The organism is Staphylococcus sp. HMSC14C01 (assembly GCF_001808085.1).
Classification (GTDB): domain Bacteria; phylum Bacillota; class Bacilli; order Staphylococcales; family Staphylococcaceae; genus Staphylococcus; species Staphylococcus hominis.
Genome location: NZ_KV792012.1, coordinates 24,070 through 41,223, shown reverse-complemented (window position 1 = coordinate 41,223; position 17,154 = coordinate 24,070). Strand labels below are relative to the sequence as shown.

At 30.1% G+C, this 17,154-nt stretch carries 12 protein-coding genes and 1 pseudogene; 10 read left to right on the top strand and 3 right to left on the bottom strand.

Annotated features, from left to right (window positions below; genetic code table 11):
- The first annotated feature begins 168 nt into the window (after nucleotides 1-168).
- The 7 genes from HMPREF3131_RS01335 to HMPREF3131_RS01305 all read left to right on the top strand — a co-directional run bounded on the left by HMPREF3131_RS01335 (nucleotide 169) and on the right by HMPREF3131_RS01305 (nucleotide 9,324).
- Nucleotides 169-2,955, top strand: coding sequence for a Z1 domain-containing protein (locus tag HMPREF3131_RS01335; protein ID WP_083277824.1), 2,787 nt, complete (start codon nucleotides 169-171; stop codon nucleotides 2,953-2,955).
- Nucleotides 2,952-4,988, top strand: a complete 2,037-nt coding sequence (locus HMPREF3131_RS01330) for a hypothetical protein (RefSeq protein WP_048682693.1) — start codon at nucleotides 2,952-2,954, stop codon at nucleotides 4,986-4,988. The genes HMPREF3131_RS01335 and HMPREF3131_RS01330 overlap by 4 nt, the downstream gene beginning before the upstream one ends.
- A 2-nt stretch (nucleotides 4,989-4,990) precedes the next feature.
- Nucleotides 4,991-5,947 (top strand): hypothetical protein, encoded by a 957-nt coding sequence (locus HMPREF3131_RS01325; RefSeq protein ID WP_049379296.1) that lies wholly within the window; start codon nucleotides 4,991-4,993, stop codon nucleotides 5,945-5,947.
- A gap of 1 nt (nucleotide 5,948) precedes the next feature.
- Nucleotides 5,949-6,635 carry a DUF6339 family protein gene (locus tag HMPREF3131_RS01320; protein ID WP_048680958.1) on the top strand — a complete coding sequence of 229 codons (687 nt, stop codon included), beginning with the start codon at nucleotides 5,949-5,951 and terminating at the stop codon, nucleotides 6,633-6,635.
- Nucleotides 6,636-6,640: 5 nt separating this feature from the next.
- A complete protein-coding gene (locus HMPREF3131_RS01315; RefSeq protein WP_070436371.1) occupies nucleotides 6,641-7,603 on the top strand; it encodes a phospholipase D family protein in 963 nt (320 codons plus the stop codon).
- Nucleotides 7,604-7,802: 199 nt separating this feature from the next.
- On the top strand, nucleotides 7,803-8,873 hold the full coding sequence (gene dcm / locus HMPREF3131_RS01310; RefSeq protein ID WP_240930025.1) for a DNA (cytosine-5-)-methyltransferase: 1,071 nt from the start codon (nucleotides 7,803-7,805) through the stop codon (nucleotides 8,871-8,873).
- Between the two features lie 259 nt (nucleotides 8,874-9,132).
- On the top strand, nucleotides 9,133-9,324 hold the full coding sequence (locus HMPREF3131_RS01305; protein WP_002448449.1) for a hypothetical protein: 192 nt from the start codon (nucleotides 9,133-9,135) through the stop codon (nucleotides 9,322-9,324).
- Between the two features lie 155 nt (nucleotides 9,325-9,479).
- Here the strand turns inward: HMPREF3131_RS01305 and HMPREF3131_RS01300 are convergent, their stop codons facing one another.
- The gene (locus HMPREF3131_RS01300) at nucleotides 9,480-9,761 is read right to left on the bottom strand and encodes a DUF1413 domain-containing protein (protein ID WP_049382416.1); all 282 of its coding nucleotides are present in this window, start codon (nucleotides 9,759-9,761) and stop codon (nucleotides 9,480-9,482) included.
- Between the two features lie 156 nt (nucleotides 9,762-9,917).
- On the opposite strand from HMPREF3131_RS01300, the gene HMPREF3131_RS01295 reads away from it, so the two are divergent.
- Entirely contained in the window at nucleotides 9,918-10,613 is a 696-nt protein-coding gene (locus HMPREF3131_RS01295; protein ID WP_070436370.1) for an SDR family oxidoreductase, read from the top strand.
- A 124-nt stretch (nucleotides 10,614-10,737) separates the two neighbouring features.
- Nucleotides 10,738-11,970 (top strand): acetylornithine deacetylase, encoded by a 1,233-nt coding sequence (locus HMPREF3131_RS01290; protein ID WP_017175013.1) that lies wholly within the window; start codon nucleotides 10,738-10,740, stop codon nucleotides 11,968-11,970.
- Nucleotides 11,971-12,026: 56 nt separating this feature from the next.
- Here HMPREF3131_RS01290 and HMPREF3131_RS01285 read toward each other — a convergent pair whose 3' ends face one another.
- Complete coding sequence (locus HMPREF3131_RS01285; protein ID WP_070436369.1) at nucleotides 12,027-14,192, bottom strand: RNA degradosome polyphosphate kinase; 2,166 nt, start codon at nucleotides 14,190-14,192, stop codon at nucleotides 12,027-12,029.
- Nucleotides 14,193-14,294: 102 nt separating this feature from the next.
- A complete protein-coding gene (gene ppx, locus HMPREF3131_RS01280; RefSeq protein ID WP_070436368.1) occupies nucleotides 14,295-15,836 on the bottom strand; it encodes an exopolyphosphatase in 1,542 nt (513 codons plus the stop codon).
- Between the two features lie 215 nt (nucleotides 15,837-16,051).
- On the opposite strand from ppx, the pseudogene HMPREF3131_RS01275 reads away from it, so the two are divergent.
- Nucleotides 16,052-16,870 (top strand): annotated as a pseudogene (locus tag HMPREF3131_RS01275) (SDR family oxidoreductase).
- Nucleotides 16,871-17,154 lie beyond the last annotated feature (284 nt).

Below are 17,154 nucleotides of genomic sequence, written 5' to 3'. Positions count from 1 at the left end.
ATCCAGATACTTTATGTCCCGAACTCTTTTTAATAATTAAACTTCTTTAAAATTTAATTATTGAAAAATATATAAAAGAATTATTGAAAATTTATTTTTAGGTTTATTTATATAAGAAATACTATATTATATAATGATTTATATATATATTAAAATAAGGAGGACAATATGAATATCGATATAAACAACGAAAAATATTCCAAATATATACTTTTCATTGAAAATCAAAGAACATCAAATAAATCTTGGGATGATATAAAGTTTTTTAATCAAAAAAATGGAAATATAGAAGAAATGTTAAATAATTTTGCATTAATGTGGGGTATAGAAGCTATAACGGTAGATGAATGGGAAAGTCTTATAGAAGATATTATAAAACGAGATAAAGAAATAAAAATAAGTAAACTAGGAAGAAATGCAGAAAATGATGCGACTATTTCTGAAAATTATTTTTCATCATGGCAATCTTATAGACGAAGTCTAATTAAAAAGGGATTTTCAGAAAAATCAATATTAAATATTGAAAAATCTTCGTTAGAAATACTTAAATCTTTAAAATTCTCTACACAAAATAGTGGTCCGGTAAAAGGATTAGTAGTGGGTAATGTACAATCAGGAAAAACAGCTAATATGGCTGGATTAATGGCGATGGCAGCAGATAATGGCTTCAATTATTTTATTATTTTATCTGGACTCATAGAAAATCTAAGACAACAAACTGCTAATAGACTTTACAGTGATTTAAAAGGTGAAAATAGAAGTAGCTTACATTGGAACCATATAGATAATCCTAGTTTAGGTAAAAATAGTATTGACTATAGTATCGAAAACTTAAATTTAAGTAAAAACTCGAAAGAAAGATATATTACAGTTTGTTTAAAACATTATTCAAGATTAAACAAATTAAAAAAGTGGCTAACTTTCGATAAAAATCAAGCAAATAATATGAAAATTTTAGTTATTGATGATGAGGCAGATCAAGCAAGTATAAATACAAAAGACATAAATACAGATGTATCAAGAATAAATGATGAAATAAAAGATTTAGTAAATAATAATTCATTTAAAGCAATGAATTATGTTTCTTATACTGCCACACCATATGCAAATGTTTTAAATGAAACTACTGAAGATTCACTTTATCCTAAAGACTTTATTACATTGTTAGAACCCTCAGAAGACTATATTGGGCCTACTCAAATCTTTGGTATGGAAGAACCTGAAGTTAGTCCACATATAGATATTATTAAAGAAATTAACGAAACAGATGCCAATTTAATTAAGGATATTCAAAAAGGAGATACTAATCAAGACATACCTAGAAGTTTTAAAAAGTCAATCCAATGGTTTTTATTGACTGTATGTGCTATGAGGACTTTGAATTATAAAAAGCCCATTAGTATGTTAGTTCATACTAGTTTTAAAGTTGAACACCATGAGAATATTGCTAGAAAAGTTATAAATTACATCAAATATATAAAAGAAAATTTCCAAATTGTTATTAAAGAAATGAAAGAATTATATTTAAATGAACAACATTATTTAAATAAAGAACTTTTTATTAAAGAAATGCCTAACTACTCTACAAAAGATAATATTCCTCAATACCCAGTGTGGAGTGATGTTCTTAAAGAATTAAAGTATCTAGTTTCTCTTAATGAAACTGAGTATATTAATTATATATATTTAGATGAAGATGATGTTCCTATTTTTAATCAGGGTATTCACTTATCAATTGATAATAGTAGAACTAGAATAAATAATGAAAAAGTTAGACTTATTTATCCAGATAAAAATAATATGCCAAATGTAGCACCTGCATTTATAGTTATTGGTGGAAATACTTTGTCAAGAGGATTGACATTGGAAGGCTTAACAACTACTTATTTTTTAAGAACAACCAATCAAGCTGATACTTTGATGCAAATGGGACGATGGTTTGGTTATAGAAAGGAATATGAAATCTTTCCAAGAATATGGTTAGATGATTTAGCTTATCAAAGATTTTTATTTTTAAGTCAATTAAATGAAGAATTAAAAGATGAAATAAAGGAATTTTCAAAAACTGGAAATACTCCTAAAGATTATGCTCCTAGAATTAAAAATTCACCTAATTATAAACTAATTAGAATTACTTCAAATAATAAACAACAATCTGCTGAAATAAAAGAATTTGATTTCTTTGGTTTTAATAGCCAAACTATATATTTCGAAAGGAATACGAAAATATTAAACGAAAATTTAAATTTTACTAAAGAATTTTTAAATAGTTTATCAGAACCAAGTGTGAAGAAAAATAAACTTATATGGAGAAATGTAGAAAATAATAAGATAAAAGATTTTCTTACTAAATATCAGGTTTCTAAGAAAGATAAAAAAATGAAATCTTTACCTCAATTAATTGAATGGTTAGAAAAAAATAGTGAAAGTTTAAAAAATTGGAATGTTATTTTATCAGGTAAAGGTGAAGTAGAAAAAATTGATAGTTCATTAACAGATGAATTTAATATACATGGATATAAGGTGGAATCAGTAGTTCGTACCAAATTAAGAGAAAAAGAAAATGTAATTTCAATAGGTACATTAAGAAGACCAGAAGATTTATATGCAGATATAGAAGAAAATTTATCTATTGATGAAGGTAAATCTGCGAAAATGATTGATGTTCGTAGCACCCGAGAAAAATATGGATACGGTAATATTCCCCAACTTATCATTTATAGAATAAATAAAGGTAATAAAAAGTTTGATTTAAAAAAATCACCTAATGGCGAATATTCTAGAAGAGAAAAATTAGACTTTCCTCAAGATATAATTGGCATAAATATAATGTTACCTGGAGTTTCTAAAGGTAACAATGCAACATATATAGCAGCTAATATTGATTTTACTGATGAAGTTATTGATGAAGATGAATTTAAAGAAGATTTTAAGAATGAGGAGAAAGAAAAATGAAATTAAAGAATGCTCCCAATGACTTACAAAGCATGGCTCAAGATGGTGATGCAATTTTAAGATCGTTACAAAATAAGAGTTTACCTATTGTAGATCTTATGGTTAGAGAGTCTTTACAAAATAGTTTAGATGCTACACTACCAGAAAGTAGTGAAACAATTGTAGATTTTACATTAGGAAATTTCAATTCTTATCAACTTGCAACTAACCTTGAAGGTGTAGAAGACAATTTAAATAGTAAATACAAGGAATATGAAAATTTCATTGCAATAAGAGATAAAAATACTTCTGGTTTAACAGGGAATTATAGTTCTACTGACCCAGAAGAATTAAATAAAAGTAATTTTTATAAATTAGTATTTGGTATAGGCAAAAATCAAGAAGCAGAAGGAGCAGGTGGTAGCTGGGGTTTAGGAAAAACGAGTTATTTCAGAATTGGAGCAGGAATAGTTATCTATTATACTCGCGTGAAGACTGATAATGGTTTTGAAGAAAGACTAATTGCTTCGCTTATAGAAAGTCCAAAACAAAAAGAAAAACTATTACCGAATAATGTAAGAGGTATTGCTTGGTGGGGAGAATATAAAGATGAATCAGATGAAAGAATCTTTCCTCTGACTGATTCAGAAAAAATTAAAGCGTTCTTAGAAATATTTGGATTAAGTCAATATACAAACGAAGAAACAGGAACAACGATTATCATACCTTACTTAAAAGATTTTAATTTAAATGAAGATGAAGAAAAGCTTTATCCTTGGGAAGAAGATAAAGAGATAGCATTAAAATATGCAATTCAAAGATGGTATAACCCAAGATTAAATAATGAAGAATATAGAAAGTTAGTTAATAATTCTAAATTAATTGCACGAGTAAATGAAGAACCATTACTTGATAACTATAATATAGAACCATTTTTTGAAATGATGAAAGATTTATATACAAGTGCTTTAAAGGGAGAAAGTGGAGACAAAACAATAGTCACTCAACCCATTTATCTAAAGAAAAATGGTATGGATAAGCCGAGCAAGACACCGGTAGGACATATTGCTTTTAAAAAAATTTCTAAAGAAGAGCTTAAAATGACGCCCCCTGATAATAGATATTCACCGCTAGAATTAATTGGCCTAAAAAATGAGAAAAAAGTTTTAGAAAATAGTTCTAAAATAATTGCTTATTGTAGAAAACCAGGGATGATTGTTGAGTATAGTATTGATGGTGAATGGGCACCTAAAGCAAGTTTGTTTAATGAAAATGATTTACTAATTGGTTTTTTTGTGCCTAATTCAGAAGGACCATTAGCAATAAAATTTCAAAAAGAAGGCTATGATAAGCTTGAACAATATTTAAGAGCAACAGAAAATGCTGATCATGCTAATTGGATAGACGAAGATGGATTCGGTATTATAAATAGAATGAAAATTACAACAAGTAAAACAATAAGTGATTTTTATCAAGGTAATGATAGTGAAAAACAATCATCAGCTACGTCAGGCATTTCGAGAAAATTTGGTAAGTTATTTTTACCTCCAAAAAATTACGGAAGAACTTCTACAAGTAAGAGAAAAAATATTACTAATTCTAGAATCTCAAGTGATAAGAATAGATTAGCTGATATCAATATTTTATCTTCTGAACCAATTGATAGAAATACAGTGAAAGTAGAGTTTGAAGCAAGTATTAAAAATACAGCTACTAGTGTTGTTTATCTTGAAGTTTTATCTCAAGAGAAAAAAATGACGAAAAAAGACTGGATAAAAACGATGGGAGAAGAAATTCAGTTTCCTTTTGAAATTAGTGACATTAAAATAAATAAAATTAATGAACAGATTTTAAATAAAAATATTAAACAATTTAATGATGAACAAATATCAATTTATCAAGAGTCTAATAATTTAGATGAATTTATTATAAAAAATATGAGTAACGATAAAGTTATTGTCTCTGGAGAAATGGTTATAAAAACTAATACCTTAGACTTTATACCTAATGTTTCTATAGCTTCAGATAAATATAAAGAGAAAGGAGATGATTAATTTTGACTCTTTCGACAAATCAAATAGCATTATATAGAAAGCTAAATGAGAAGTTTATTGATGAAGCAGGGGTTAAATTCGAACAACTCAGACTATATTATTCTTCTAATGATTTGGAAGAAGAAAAAGAAATTTCAATAGATAGCGAAAATGGAGTTTCTATTAATATTAATGAATTTGACTCAATGTGGTCTCCTTACGATAACAATCTTAGATTAGAGCAAAAATTGATTATTGAAAAACCATATTTATTATTCGGTAAAAATGGTATCACATGTACTGATAATACTATAGGTTTAGCAGTACATATTTATTCAAAAAGCTCTAGCTTTCAAGAAACAGTGAGAATTGCATCTTTTAAAAATCAAGCAAATAAACTAGAAATTACATTTGATTATAATTTTGAGCCTTCAACGATTAGAGGAGTAATCAATCTAGATTTCTTTTTATACTTAAAAGAAGTAAAAGATACGCTACCATATATGGCAAATACACAAGGAATGACTTTATCTTATGAAGATTTAAATCCTATTGAATTAGTAGTGGATGGAGTAGGATCTAGTTTTCCTATTACAGAGTTTGAAGATAAAGAAGGACCATTGTGGAAAATTGAAAAAAATTGGATATCGCCAGATGAAGATACATTAGATGCATCTAATGTAAGTATTGCATTTAATATTAAACATCCTCTGTTTTCAGAAGTGAAAAAAGAAACAAGAAAAATTAATCTTGGATATATGAATCATATTATTATGCAAGCTATGGCACTTATTATTCAAGAGGTAATTCTCATTGAACAATATTCTATAGACGATGAAGAAAATTTACTTCCTGGTACAATTCTTTCAGCTGTTTCATATTGGGTAAAAACTTTTAATGTAGATACTAGTGATATATTTTCTATCCAAAATAGCCTTATGAATGGTATTGAAAATTTAAATCAGGAGGAAACAAATTAATATGATTAATTGGGAAAATATAAGATACGATATAAGTAATGCCAATAAAGACTTTGATAAACTAATCGTTAATATAAATGAAATTGAACCTATTAATCCTCCAAAAGAATTTGAACATTTACGTGAACAATTAATTGAAGCTAGAGATTCATTATATGATGAATATAATTTTGATAATGCGAATAAATTGGACTATCAATTTGACGTTTTATTTGGATTAAAGTTATATGATATTTTAAGAAAAGATGATAATTTTTCTAATAGAGTAGCGGCAAATGACGAAATTTGGAGATTTTTATCTATTAAAGTGATACCAGATATTGTACATGCTAGATGGGGAATGAATGCTTCTCATTTTTATCAAACATCACGTAGAATTTGGTTGAAAACGATATGGTGGTATATTCATTTGTCATGGCAAAATAGTATTGACGAAACTTACAAAATTTTAATAGGTAATACTACTGATACTATACTTCAATTAGTTGAAAGACCAGGTTTAGGATATAATGTTGAATTATTTAGAGAAATTATGAAACAATATGCAAATTATAGTGATAGCTCAAGAAATTTATTTAGAACAGTTTTAAAATTAAATACTGCCAAAATTCTTACTACATCTCCTGAGTTAGTAGATGGAGGAATTGAAAAATATGTTGATAGTTTGTTTAAAATGGCTAAGGTCTAATAGTAATGATTTATAATAATGAACTATATTTAAATGTACTAAAAGAAAACTGTAAAATTTATGATAAGTTATCGATTATTTCAGGATATGCTTCAGCATCTTTTTTAGAACGAATTATAGAAGAATTTCCTGATTTAAAAATAGAGTTATTCATTGGTATGAGTCAAGAAGGCGTATTAAAAGCTAATCATAAACAGTATTTAAGAATTATGAGTATAAATAAAAATGTAAATATTTATTATCAGTATAAGGCAGCTTTAACTCATATTAAAGCATATGTTTTTTCTAACTATGAAGAGACTAAAAGCTTCGTGGGCTCTGCAAACTTTACAGAAAATGGATTTATATTTAATAATGAATTATTATGTGAAACTAATGAGTCTTTAAATGAATTATTCAATGATCAAAAAGAGAAGTCAAAATTATGTAATGATAACTCGATAAATGAGTATTTGCAAATTGTAGATAAAAGAAATTTAAGAGAAGATATTTTTAATGATATCGATTCTATTAAAAAAAATATTAAAGAATTTAATAAAAAAAATAATATAAAATCTGACTTAAAAGTGGATAATTCAGATGTTTTTATTAAATTACCAATTGTTGTACCTTTAAAAGCTAATAAGAGATGGGATAGTTCAGGAATAAATGGCGAATTTTCTAATAGGAAACCTCATTTAATTAAATCTAATTATAATAATGTAGCTGATATGAAAAGCTTTTTTATTCAAGATGCTGAACTTGACATCATTGATTTTAAGGGAGAATCTATAAAAGGTAAATTAGATGGGGAATTTAATAGAGAATTACATTTTCTAAATATTAATTTGTATGATTATTTTAGTAATATAATTGGTTTAAAAGAAAAAACCCCTATAACTCACGAACATCTAGAGTATTTTGGTTATAAATTCTTTACTTTCAAAAAAGTTGATAGTAATAAATATTTATTAACATTTACAAATTAAAGGGGGAATTAAAATTTTTAGAGTAATAGAAACGTTTAGTGGTATAGGCAGCCAAGCTCAAGCATTAAAAAACTTAAATATTGATTATTCAGTAGTAGCAACTGTTGAATGGGAAATTGGCGCTTTATATGCATATGATATCATTCATAATGGTTCACAAGATCTTAAACCACTAAGACATCATACGAGAGAATCTATTTTGAAGGTTTTATCAAAATATAGTTTATCTAATGATGGAAAACAACCGATGACTCAAAGAGGTTTAAGTGCATTAAATATGACTCAACTTAAGTCAATATTAATTGCAATTGGAAGAACAAATAATTTAGTAGATATCACTTCGGTAAAAGCTATAGATTTGCCTGATGCTGATTTACTTACATATTCGTTTCCATGCCAAGATTTATCAAAAAGCGGTCATTGGCATAAAAATGAAGGTGGTATAGATAGAAATGCCAATAATAGAAGCACATTGTTATGGCAAATTGAAAGAATATTAAAAGAGTATGTTGAACAAGATAAAACGCTACCTAACTTCTTATTAATGGAAAACGTAAGTGAAATTTTATCAGATAAGCATAAAGATAATTTTATTGAGTGGTGTGAGTTTTTAGAATCTTTGGGATATGTAAATCAAATATATACATTAGATTCTAGAAATTTTGGAGTGCCACAAAGTCGAATAAGAACTTACATGATGAGTATTAAAGTCAATAATGAATATCAACAAAGAAAATTAGAACAATACTTATTTGAAAATAACTTAGAACATTATCAGTCTATTAACTTTCATCCTTTATCTGAGTATTTAAAGCTTGATTATAATAATGATATATATAGACATGAAGCTATAGAAAGCACTCCAACCTTTACTCCATCTCGAGAAAAAATATTAAAATTAAATAGACATCTTGCTAAAGATAATATTGCATTTGATAATACTATTGCTAGAACTATTACTACCAAACAAGATAGACATCCTAATTCGGGTATTATTTTATATGATCAAATTAAGTTGGTAGAAAAAAATAAAATGTATCGAAACCTTACTCCTAGAGAATGTTTTTTATTAATGGGTTTTGATGAAAAAGATTTTGATAACTTAATGAGAAATAATATTGTTTTTGAAAATGATAGAAAAATCTTACCTAATTCTAAGCTTATTCGTTTAGCTGGTAATAGTATCGTTGTGAATGTTCTTGAAAAAATATTTTCTCAAATGCTAGAAATTGAAAAGACGATTATAAATAATCAATTTCTTAAAAGCTAAGACTTAGTATGTTTTTAAGTCTTTTATTTATGCGTGCATTTGCGACATTCCTGAAGGAACAGGATAAGGAGCAAAATAGCACGCATTTTTTCTATTCACTAACATACTTGTCATTTAAATTCAACTTACATGTGAAAAAATGAACAAACAAATTTTTAAATTATTGAACTATTTGTGAAAATCATCACATACCCCTTTTAAAATAAAAAAAAGCGTGTATGATAAGAATTGTAAGGAATAAGTAATTGGAGTGATACTAATGAGAAAGGTAATAGAAGGCGTTATTTTTTCTGAAGAAGGTAGCTACGATATTTATTTAAAAACAGGCGTAAACCAAGGATTAATTAGTGATATAAAAGATGGATATATGACAATTGATTCAATGTCTTATTTAGATGCTGAACGTTTATACTTCTATGGTCTCGAACGTAAAACACTAGTTACAAATTAAAATACAGAATTGAATGACCTCCTATAACATTCATGAACGTATAATATCATGCCCTCGTTGGTGAGCAATCGAGGGCATACCCTAAATATACCCCCAATCATTTTTGGATAATGTGTTAAAACCCACATCTCACTTCCCTTGATGTGGGTTTTTTATTATAAAGATTTAAAGTTGTTCTTCACTTCGTTATATTGATACTCTTGATTATACAATTTGAACTTATAGCCATCTTCACTAGAAAAAGGCATTCGAATATTTGGAATGTGATCCATTCGTGCAATAAATTCTCTTTCTTGACGTGTGCGTTCTTTGACACTCATGTTTAACCATTCTTCTTTAGTAAATAAATCTTCGAAACGAAATGAAAAACTTGTGCGGCCTACTTTTTGACGTAATGCTTGAACTAATGGACTAAAATCTTTCGCAATCACAGACATATTCTATTCCCCTTTATTTATAGTCATATATATCTTCACTTTATTACGTTTACTTTTAAATTACAATCTATAATTGAGACTTTAAATTGATACAGACGTTTATTTATAGAGAATTATGGAAATTGAATGAATAAACAACAATAAAGGATGATGAATATGGCTAAATTAACAGATAAAGTTGCGATGATTACAGGTGCGAGTAGTGGAATTGGTGAAGCAACAGCCAAACGACTTGCTGAAGAAGGCGCTAAAGTTGTACTAGCTGGTCGTAGTGATGAGAAGTTACAACGTGTTGCAGAACATTTGAATGAAGGAGACTACCTTATTACGCCAACCAATGTGATGTATCGTGATGACGTTGATGCTCTTGTAGAAAATGCGATTGCTAAATTTGGAAAAGTCGATATCTTTGTCAATTGTGCAGGCATTAACTTATCTTCTAAAATCACAGATTACAAAGTAGACGATTGGGATAAAATGGTTGATACGAATATTAAAGGGTTATTATATGGTCTGAATGCCGTACTTCCTCATTTTGAAGAACAATCTAGTGGTCATATTGTCAATATGGCATCTATTTCAGGCTTTGAAGTTAATAAGACAAGTGCATTATACAGTGCAACGAAATCTGCTGTATTACGTATTGTAGAAGCTTTAGAAAAAGAGCTTGCGCGAACGGGTATTAAATCAACCAGTATTTTACCAGGAATGGTAGATACACCTATGACAGAAGGATATGACTTTGGTGATAGAAAGAAATTAGATCCTGAGAATATAGCTGATGCGGTAATCTATGCAGTGACGCAACCTGCACATGTAAACGTTAATGAAGTCGTCGTTCGTCCAGTTTAAATCTAATGAGAATAAGAGCGTTTCTTGCCTATGGTAGGAAACGCTCCTTTTTACCCTTCAATATTAGTGTTGAAATGTTACACTTATATTGAAAGATCATATAACTTAAAAGGGTGATAAAGTGATGGAACAACGTTTATTTGAATTGTTAGATGGATTAGTTAAATATAATACGGAAAGTCCTCCTGGACGTAATACGGATCCTTTACAAGATGACATTGAACAATTATTAAAAACACTAAATTTTGATATTCAACGTGAACATTTATATGAAAATGATAGTGTTATCGTCGCAACATTAAAAGGGGAAGATGAGGATGCACCTAAATTAATTCTCAATGGTCATGTAGATGTGGCGAATGTGGACGATGATTCTAATTGGCACTATCCACCGTTTCAATTAACTGAAAAAGAGGGATGGCTATATGGTCGTGGTGTGAGTGATATGAAAGGCGGTATGGCCTCGCTGTTTTATGTGCTTGAAAAACTACATCAAGAAGGACGACGACCTAAAGGAGATATTGTCGTGCAATCTGTAGTAGGAGAAGAAGTGGGTGAAGCGGGAACAAAACGCGCATGTGAAATCGGTCCTCAAGCAGATTTAGCATTAGTATTAGATACAAGTGAAAATATGGCACTTGGACAAGGCGGGGTCATTACAGGGTGGATTACGGTTAAAAGTAAGAATACCATTCATGATGGTGCACGTAGTCAAACGATTCATGCTGGCGGAGGTTTATTTGGTGCAAGTGCAATTGAAAAAATGACTAAAATCATTCAAGCACTGAATGAACTTGAACAACACTGGGCAGTAATGAAACATAGTCCTGGGATGCCACCAGGTGCGAATACGATTAATCCAGCAGTTATTGAAGGGGGACGTCATCCTGCTTTTATTGCTGATGAATGTCGTTTATGGATTACGGTTCATTATTTACCTAATGAAAGTTATGACGACGTTACAAAAGAGATAGAAGCGTATTTAAATCGTGTTGCAGATGCAGACATTTGGTTGAGAGAGAACCCGTTACAGTTCGAATGGGGCGGTGAATCAATGATTGAAGATAAGGGAGAAATTTTCCCAAGTTTTACTATTCCATTAGAACATCCCGGCTTTAAACAATTACAAGATGCGCATTATCACGTTCATCACAGCGAAATGAAACATGGTATGAGTACCACAGTGACAGATGGAGGTTGGACAGCTCATTTTGATATTCCAACCATTTTATATGGTCCAGGTAGTTTAGAAGAAGCCCATAGTGTAGATGAAAAGATAGAAGCACAAGAACTTCAAACTTATAGTGATGTGTTATATACATTCTTAAAACACTGGTATGAACATCCTGAGAAATAAATTAAAAAGCCAAGTCGTGCTTATGAATGACACGACTTGGCTATTTTATAGTCATATTATTTTTTTAATGTTTTTCGAAGACGATTGACCCAGCTAGCTCTTCTTTTGGAAACGACGGGCATTCCTGAAGGCTGGGTTGTCTCCTTTTTTAGCTTTTTACCATATTTAACTGCTTCTTTCATCAAGTAAGCTTGTGAATTTAATGGTGATAAATCATTTTGAACGTAATGATAATCACCATATTGATCTTGATAACGTCCTTTTTGATTATCAGATAATTGTAAATTCATAAAGTCTACAAGACGTTTACCGATTTCTTTATCTTCTACAGGGAATAAGATTTCAACACGTTTAATCATGTTACGTGTCATGACGTCTGCAGATGATAAATAAATACGTTCGTCACCATTATTGTAGAAGTAGTAAATACGAGAGTGTTCTAATAGACGACCTACAATACTGACAACTTCAATATTTTCGCTGACCCCTGGAATGCCTGGTTTTAGGCAACAGATACCGCGAATAATGAGTTGAATTTTAACACCTGCTTGAGATGCTTCAAATAATTTTTCAATGATGGCCTTATCAGTTAAGGAATTCATTTTCATCATAATTTTACCGTTACCATGTTGACGATGACTTGCAATTTCTTTATCAATGCGATCAATAAAGACGTCACGAATATCGAATGGTGCGACAATTAATTTATTATATTCAGGTTTAACTGAGTAACCACTTAAATAGTTAAAGAAATTAATGGCATCTTCAGCAATTAATTTATCTGTCGTAATGACACCCATATCTGTGTATAGTTTTGCAGTTTTATCGTTATAGTTACCTGTACCTAAGTGTACGAATGAAGTTAATTTGCCTCCGATGCGTTTAACGACTAGAGCAATTTTACTATGCGTTTTTAAATGGGTCATACCATAAATAACGTGACAACCTGCATCTTCTAACATACGTGCCCAATGAACGTTATTTTCTTCGTCGAAACGTGCTTTTAATTCTACAAGTACAGTCACTTGTTTACCATTTTCAGCCGCTTCTTTTAAGCTTTTAATAATGGGTGAATCTTTACTTACACGATAAAGCGTTTGTTTAATCGCAATCGTGTTAGGATCTTCAGCTGCTTCACGAATAAAGTCTACGATAGGCTCAAATGATTCGTACGGGTGATGGAAAAAGACATCACGTTTTAATGCAAGATCATACACATTATTGTTACCTAATGAACGTGGAATTTGTGGTGTATATTTATCATATGTTAAATATTTCAATTTATGGGATAGATGGTCAACTAAGCCAAAGATAAATGTTAAATCTAAAGGTCCATTAAGTAAGTAAACGTCTTGTTCATCTACTTCTAAAGTGTCTGTTAACCATCCTAAATCTTCGATAGACGCTGTACGATTGTCGACTTCTAAGCGTACAGCAGAACCACTTTTACGTTCTTTTAAGAAGCGTTCAATTTCGATAAGTAAGTCTTCAGCGCCATCTTCATGAATCGTTAAATCAGCATTTCGAGTAATTCTAAATGTAAAGGTATTTAATACTTCATAGCCTGTAAATAAGTGATTGATGAAGTGTGTAATGACATCTTCTACCATGACTACATATTGTTTTGAACCTTCATTATAAGTTAAGAATCTAGGGATAAGAGATGGAATTTGAACAATCGCTGAGTTAATGGCATCATCAGTATCGATATCTACGAAGATATTTAGACTTTTATTATTTAGTTTTGGGAAAGGATGGTATGCATCTATACCAAGTGGTGTTAACGTTGGTAAAATAGTTAGTTTAAAATCTCTTTCTAACTTGCTTAAAATAGAGTCAGATAAGTTTTCTGGTTTACACATAACAATGTCATAATTGCGTAATTCTTCGATAAGTTCGTTATAGCGTTCATATTGCATATTGACATATTTTTTAGCTTTTTCTTGAATAGCATCTACTTGTTCTTGTGGTGTCATTTGTGTTTTGTTTTCAGGTTTATCGAATCCCATTTTTACTTGGTCTTTTAAACCAGCCACACGCACCATAAAGAATTCATCTAAGTTCGAACTAAAGATAGATACGAAATTTAATTTTTCTAATAGTGGATTGTTGTTATCATAAGCTTCTTGTAATACACGATAGTTGAAATCTAACCAACTGAGTTCGCGATTATTATAGTACTTCGGCAAGCTAATATCATAGTCTCCCAATTGAGTTTGCATATTCAAAATACACCTCGTCATTTCTTCGATTATCAATCTTTCTATTTGTAAAAATATATAGTCTATGACAGAACTATCTACCTATAATATAGCATACAAATTTTAAGATTTTGTAAAGACAATGGATACTGATCCTTTAAGAATCTTTTCGATATGCTTTTTCTGTCTTAATGCTTGATATTTCTCAGCAATCGGTTCACCTTCAGTATAATGTACGGTCAGTTCATAATCGTCATTGCCTTTTTTCGTTTCTTTTAAAGTCACGTCTTCAACAAAGCTAGTTTGTGAAATATTTAAAGCATTCACAAATTTAATAATGCCACCTAGTGCTTGAATTGTTTCAATTTCCTTATTACTGAACCAATCTGTTTCTTTACAATAGAACTTAAGTAAAGATTTATTTTTAAAACTTGCTAAAAGGGCAAGTTTAACGCGATCTTTATGTGTATAACCATTAATCATTGAGTTCGCAATAATATAATACGTATGTGGAGAACTTGAATCTGAATCAATAAATCTACCTAAATAATAAATATAGGTCGCTTCTTCAAAGAGACGTTGCTCTGTGTCATTAATCTTTAAATCACCTAAATCCATTAATTGTTTTAATAAAGATTGCGCTAATTTTAGACGACCTTGTGAGCTATGTTCTTCGATGTGATAATCATGGGCTAAGAAATAAATCGATTCTTTACGCACATTATTTTTGTCAAATACATCTGGATAGCGTGAGCGAATTTGTTTAATAATATAACCTTCACGTAAGCCATTTCTTGAAAATGTGAATTGCTTCGCATCTATTTTTTTATAAAGTGTCTTAAATACTGACACCGCTGGAAGAATAATATCTGCACGATCGCGACTTAATCCATCTAGGTTATTTAACTCATCACGTGAACTTTTACGTATAATATCGTACACTTCATCAATATCTTTATCTGACATTGTATAATTGTGTACGCCACTTATAGGATAAGTGTGTTCAGATTGATGGATACGTGCTACGTTACGTGCGGAACCACCGACGCCGACTAATGCAACATCTTGATCTTTAAGCCAATCTAATGTACTAAATTGTTGAGATAGAAATTTCTCCATATCTTTGATCGCGCCTTTATCATTGTGGTCTTTGCCATCAAAGAATTTACGTTTTAACGTTACTACACCGAAAGGAAAACTATGTGATTCAAATAATTCTTTATCCTTAAATAAAGTAACTTCAGTTGAACCACCACCGATGTCTACAGATACACCATTTTCAATTTCCGTAGTATGAGTAATAGCATAGTAACCATAATATGCTTCGTCTTTTTCAGGAATAATTGAAATTTCAATATCAAGTTCATCTTTCACTTTTTTAACAATGTCATCCTTGTTCTCAGATTGACGAATCGCTGCTGTTGCGATAGGATGCAATTCTTTTACTTCAAATTTTTCAGATACAGATTTAAAACTGCGTAATGCTTCAATGAGCACTGTAATACCTTCTTGGCTCATTTTATTTTCTTTTGTCAAATATTGACTCAAGCGAGCAGGCGTTTTAATGTTGAGCAATTCATTTAATCCTGCATCTTTGCTAAATCTAAAGATAACTAATCTAATCGTATTCGAGCCAATATCTATTAATCCTATACGTTCTTCCATCATGCCCTCCTAAGTCTTTCAATACTTCCTAATATAGTTTTATTTTACATGAATTTTATTAATAGAAAAAGATACGAATCATATTTACATTTCTTTGGATATAGAAAAGAATTCAAATGTAAAACGATTTCATTTTTAGTATCACGTTTAATCTAAACTGTTTAGTGGAAGAATAAGGTTGTATTAGAAAACATGTTCACTAGGAGTGTGACAAGATGAAACGTTTAGAGAATAAAATTGCAGTCATCACAGGTGCAAGTACAGGTATTGGACAAGCATCAGCAAAAGTGTTAGCGCAAGAAGGAGCGCATGTCTTAGCACTTGATATTTCAGATGAATTAGAAAAAACTGTAGATGACATTAATCAAGAAGGCGGTAAAGCGACAGCTTATAAAGTTGATATCTCTCAAGATTAACAAGTGAAAGATTTTGCTGATAAAGTTAAACAAGACTATGGTCACATTGATATTATCTTCAACAATGCAGGTGTAGATAATGGGGCAGGACGTATTCATGAATATCCAGTTGAAGTATTTGATAAAATTATGTCTGTCGATATGAGAGGTACATTCTTAGTAACGAAATTCTTATTACCATTAATGTTGGATAATGGAGGTTCAATCATTAATACAGCTTCATTCTCAGGACAAGCAGCAGACTTGTATCGTTCTGGTTATAATGCCGCTAAAGGTGGCGTCATTAATTTCACTAAATCGATTGCGATTGAATATGGACGTGAAAATATTCGTGCGAACGCGATTGCACCAGGTACCATTGAAACACCGCTTGTAGATCATTTAGCTGGTACATCTGAAGATGAAGCGGGTAAAACATTCCGCGATAATCAGAAATGGGTCACTCCACTTGGTCGTTTAGGACAACCTGAAGAAGTAGGTAAATTGGTTGCTTTCCTAGCATCAGATGATAGTTCATTTATTACAGGTGAAACGATTCGTATTGATGGTGGTGTGATGGCATACACTTGGCCTGGTGAAATGTTAAGTGAAGATAAATGGAAACATTCTGTAGAATAAATCATAGTGGATATATTAGCGTTTAAGTGTGAGAGATGGTTTCAGTATGAGGCTGTCTCTCACTTTTTATATATTTAGATAAATTATTCTAATTTATAAAAATGTTATAATGTTGTTGTCGTCTTTCCTTTAGACAGTAGTACGTTTAAAGGAGGTGAAGTTATGACGTTAATATTTGTACTCGTTATTGCACCTATATTAAATAGGTGGCTCAATATATTGTTTGATTATTGGTTTGAACAATATAAGAATAAAAAAGACGGCAGATAATCCAATACACAAAG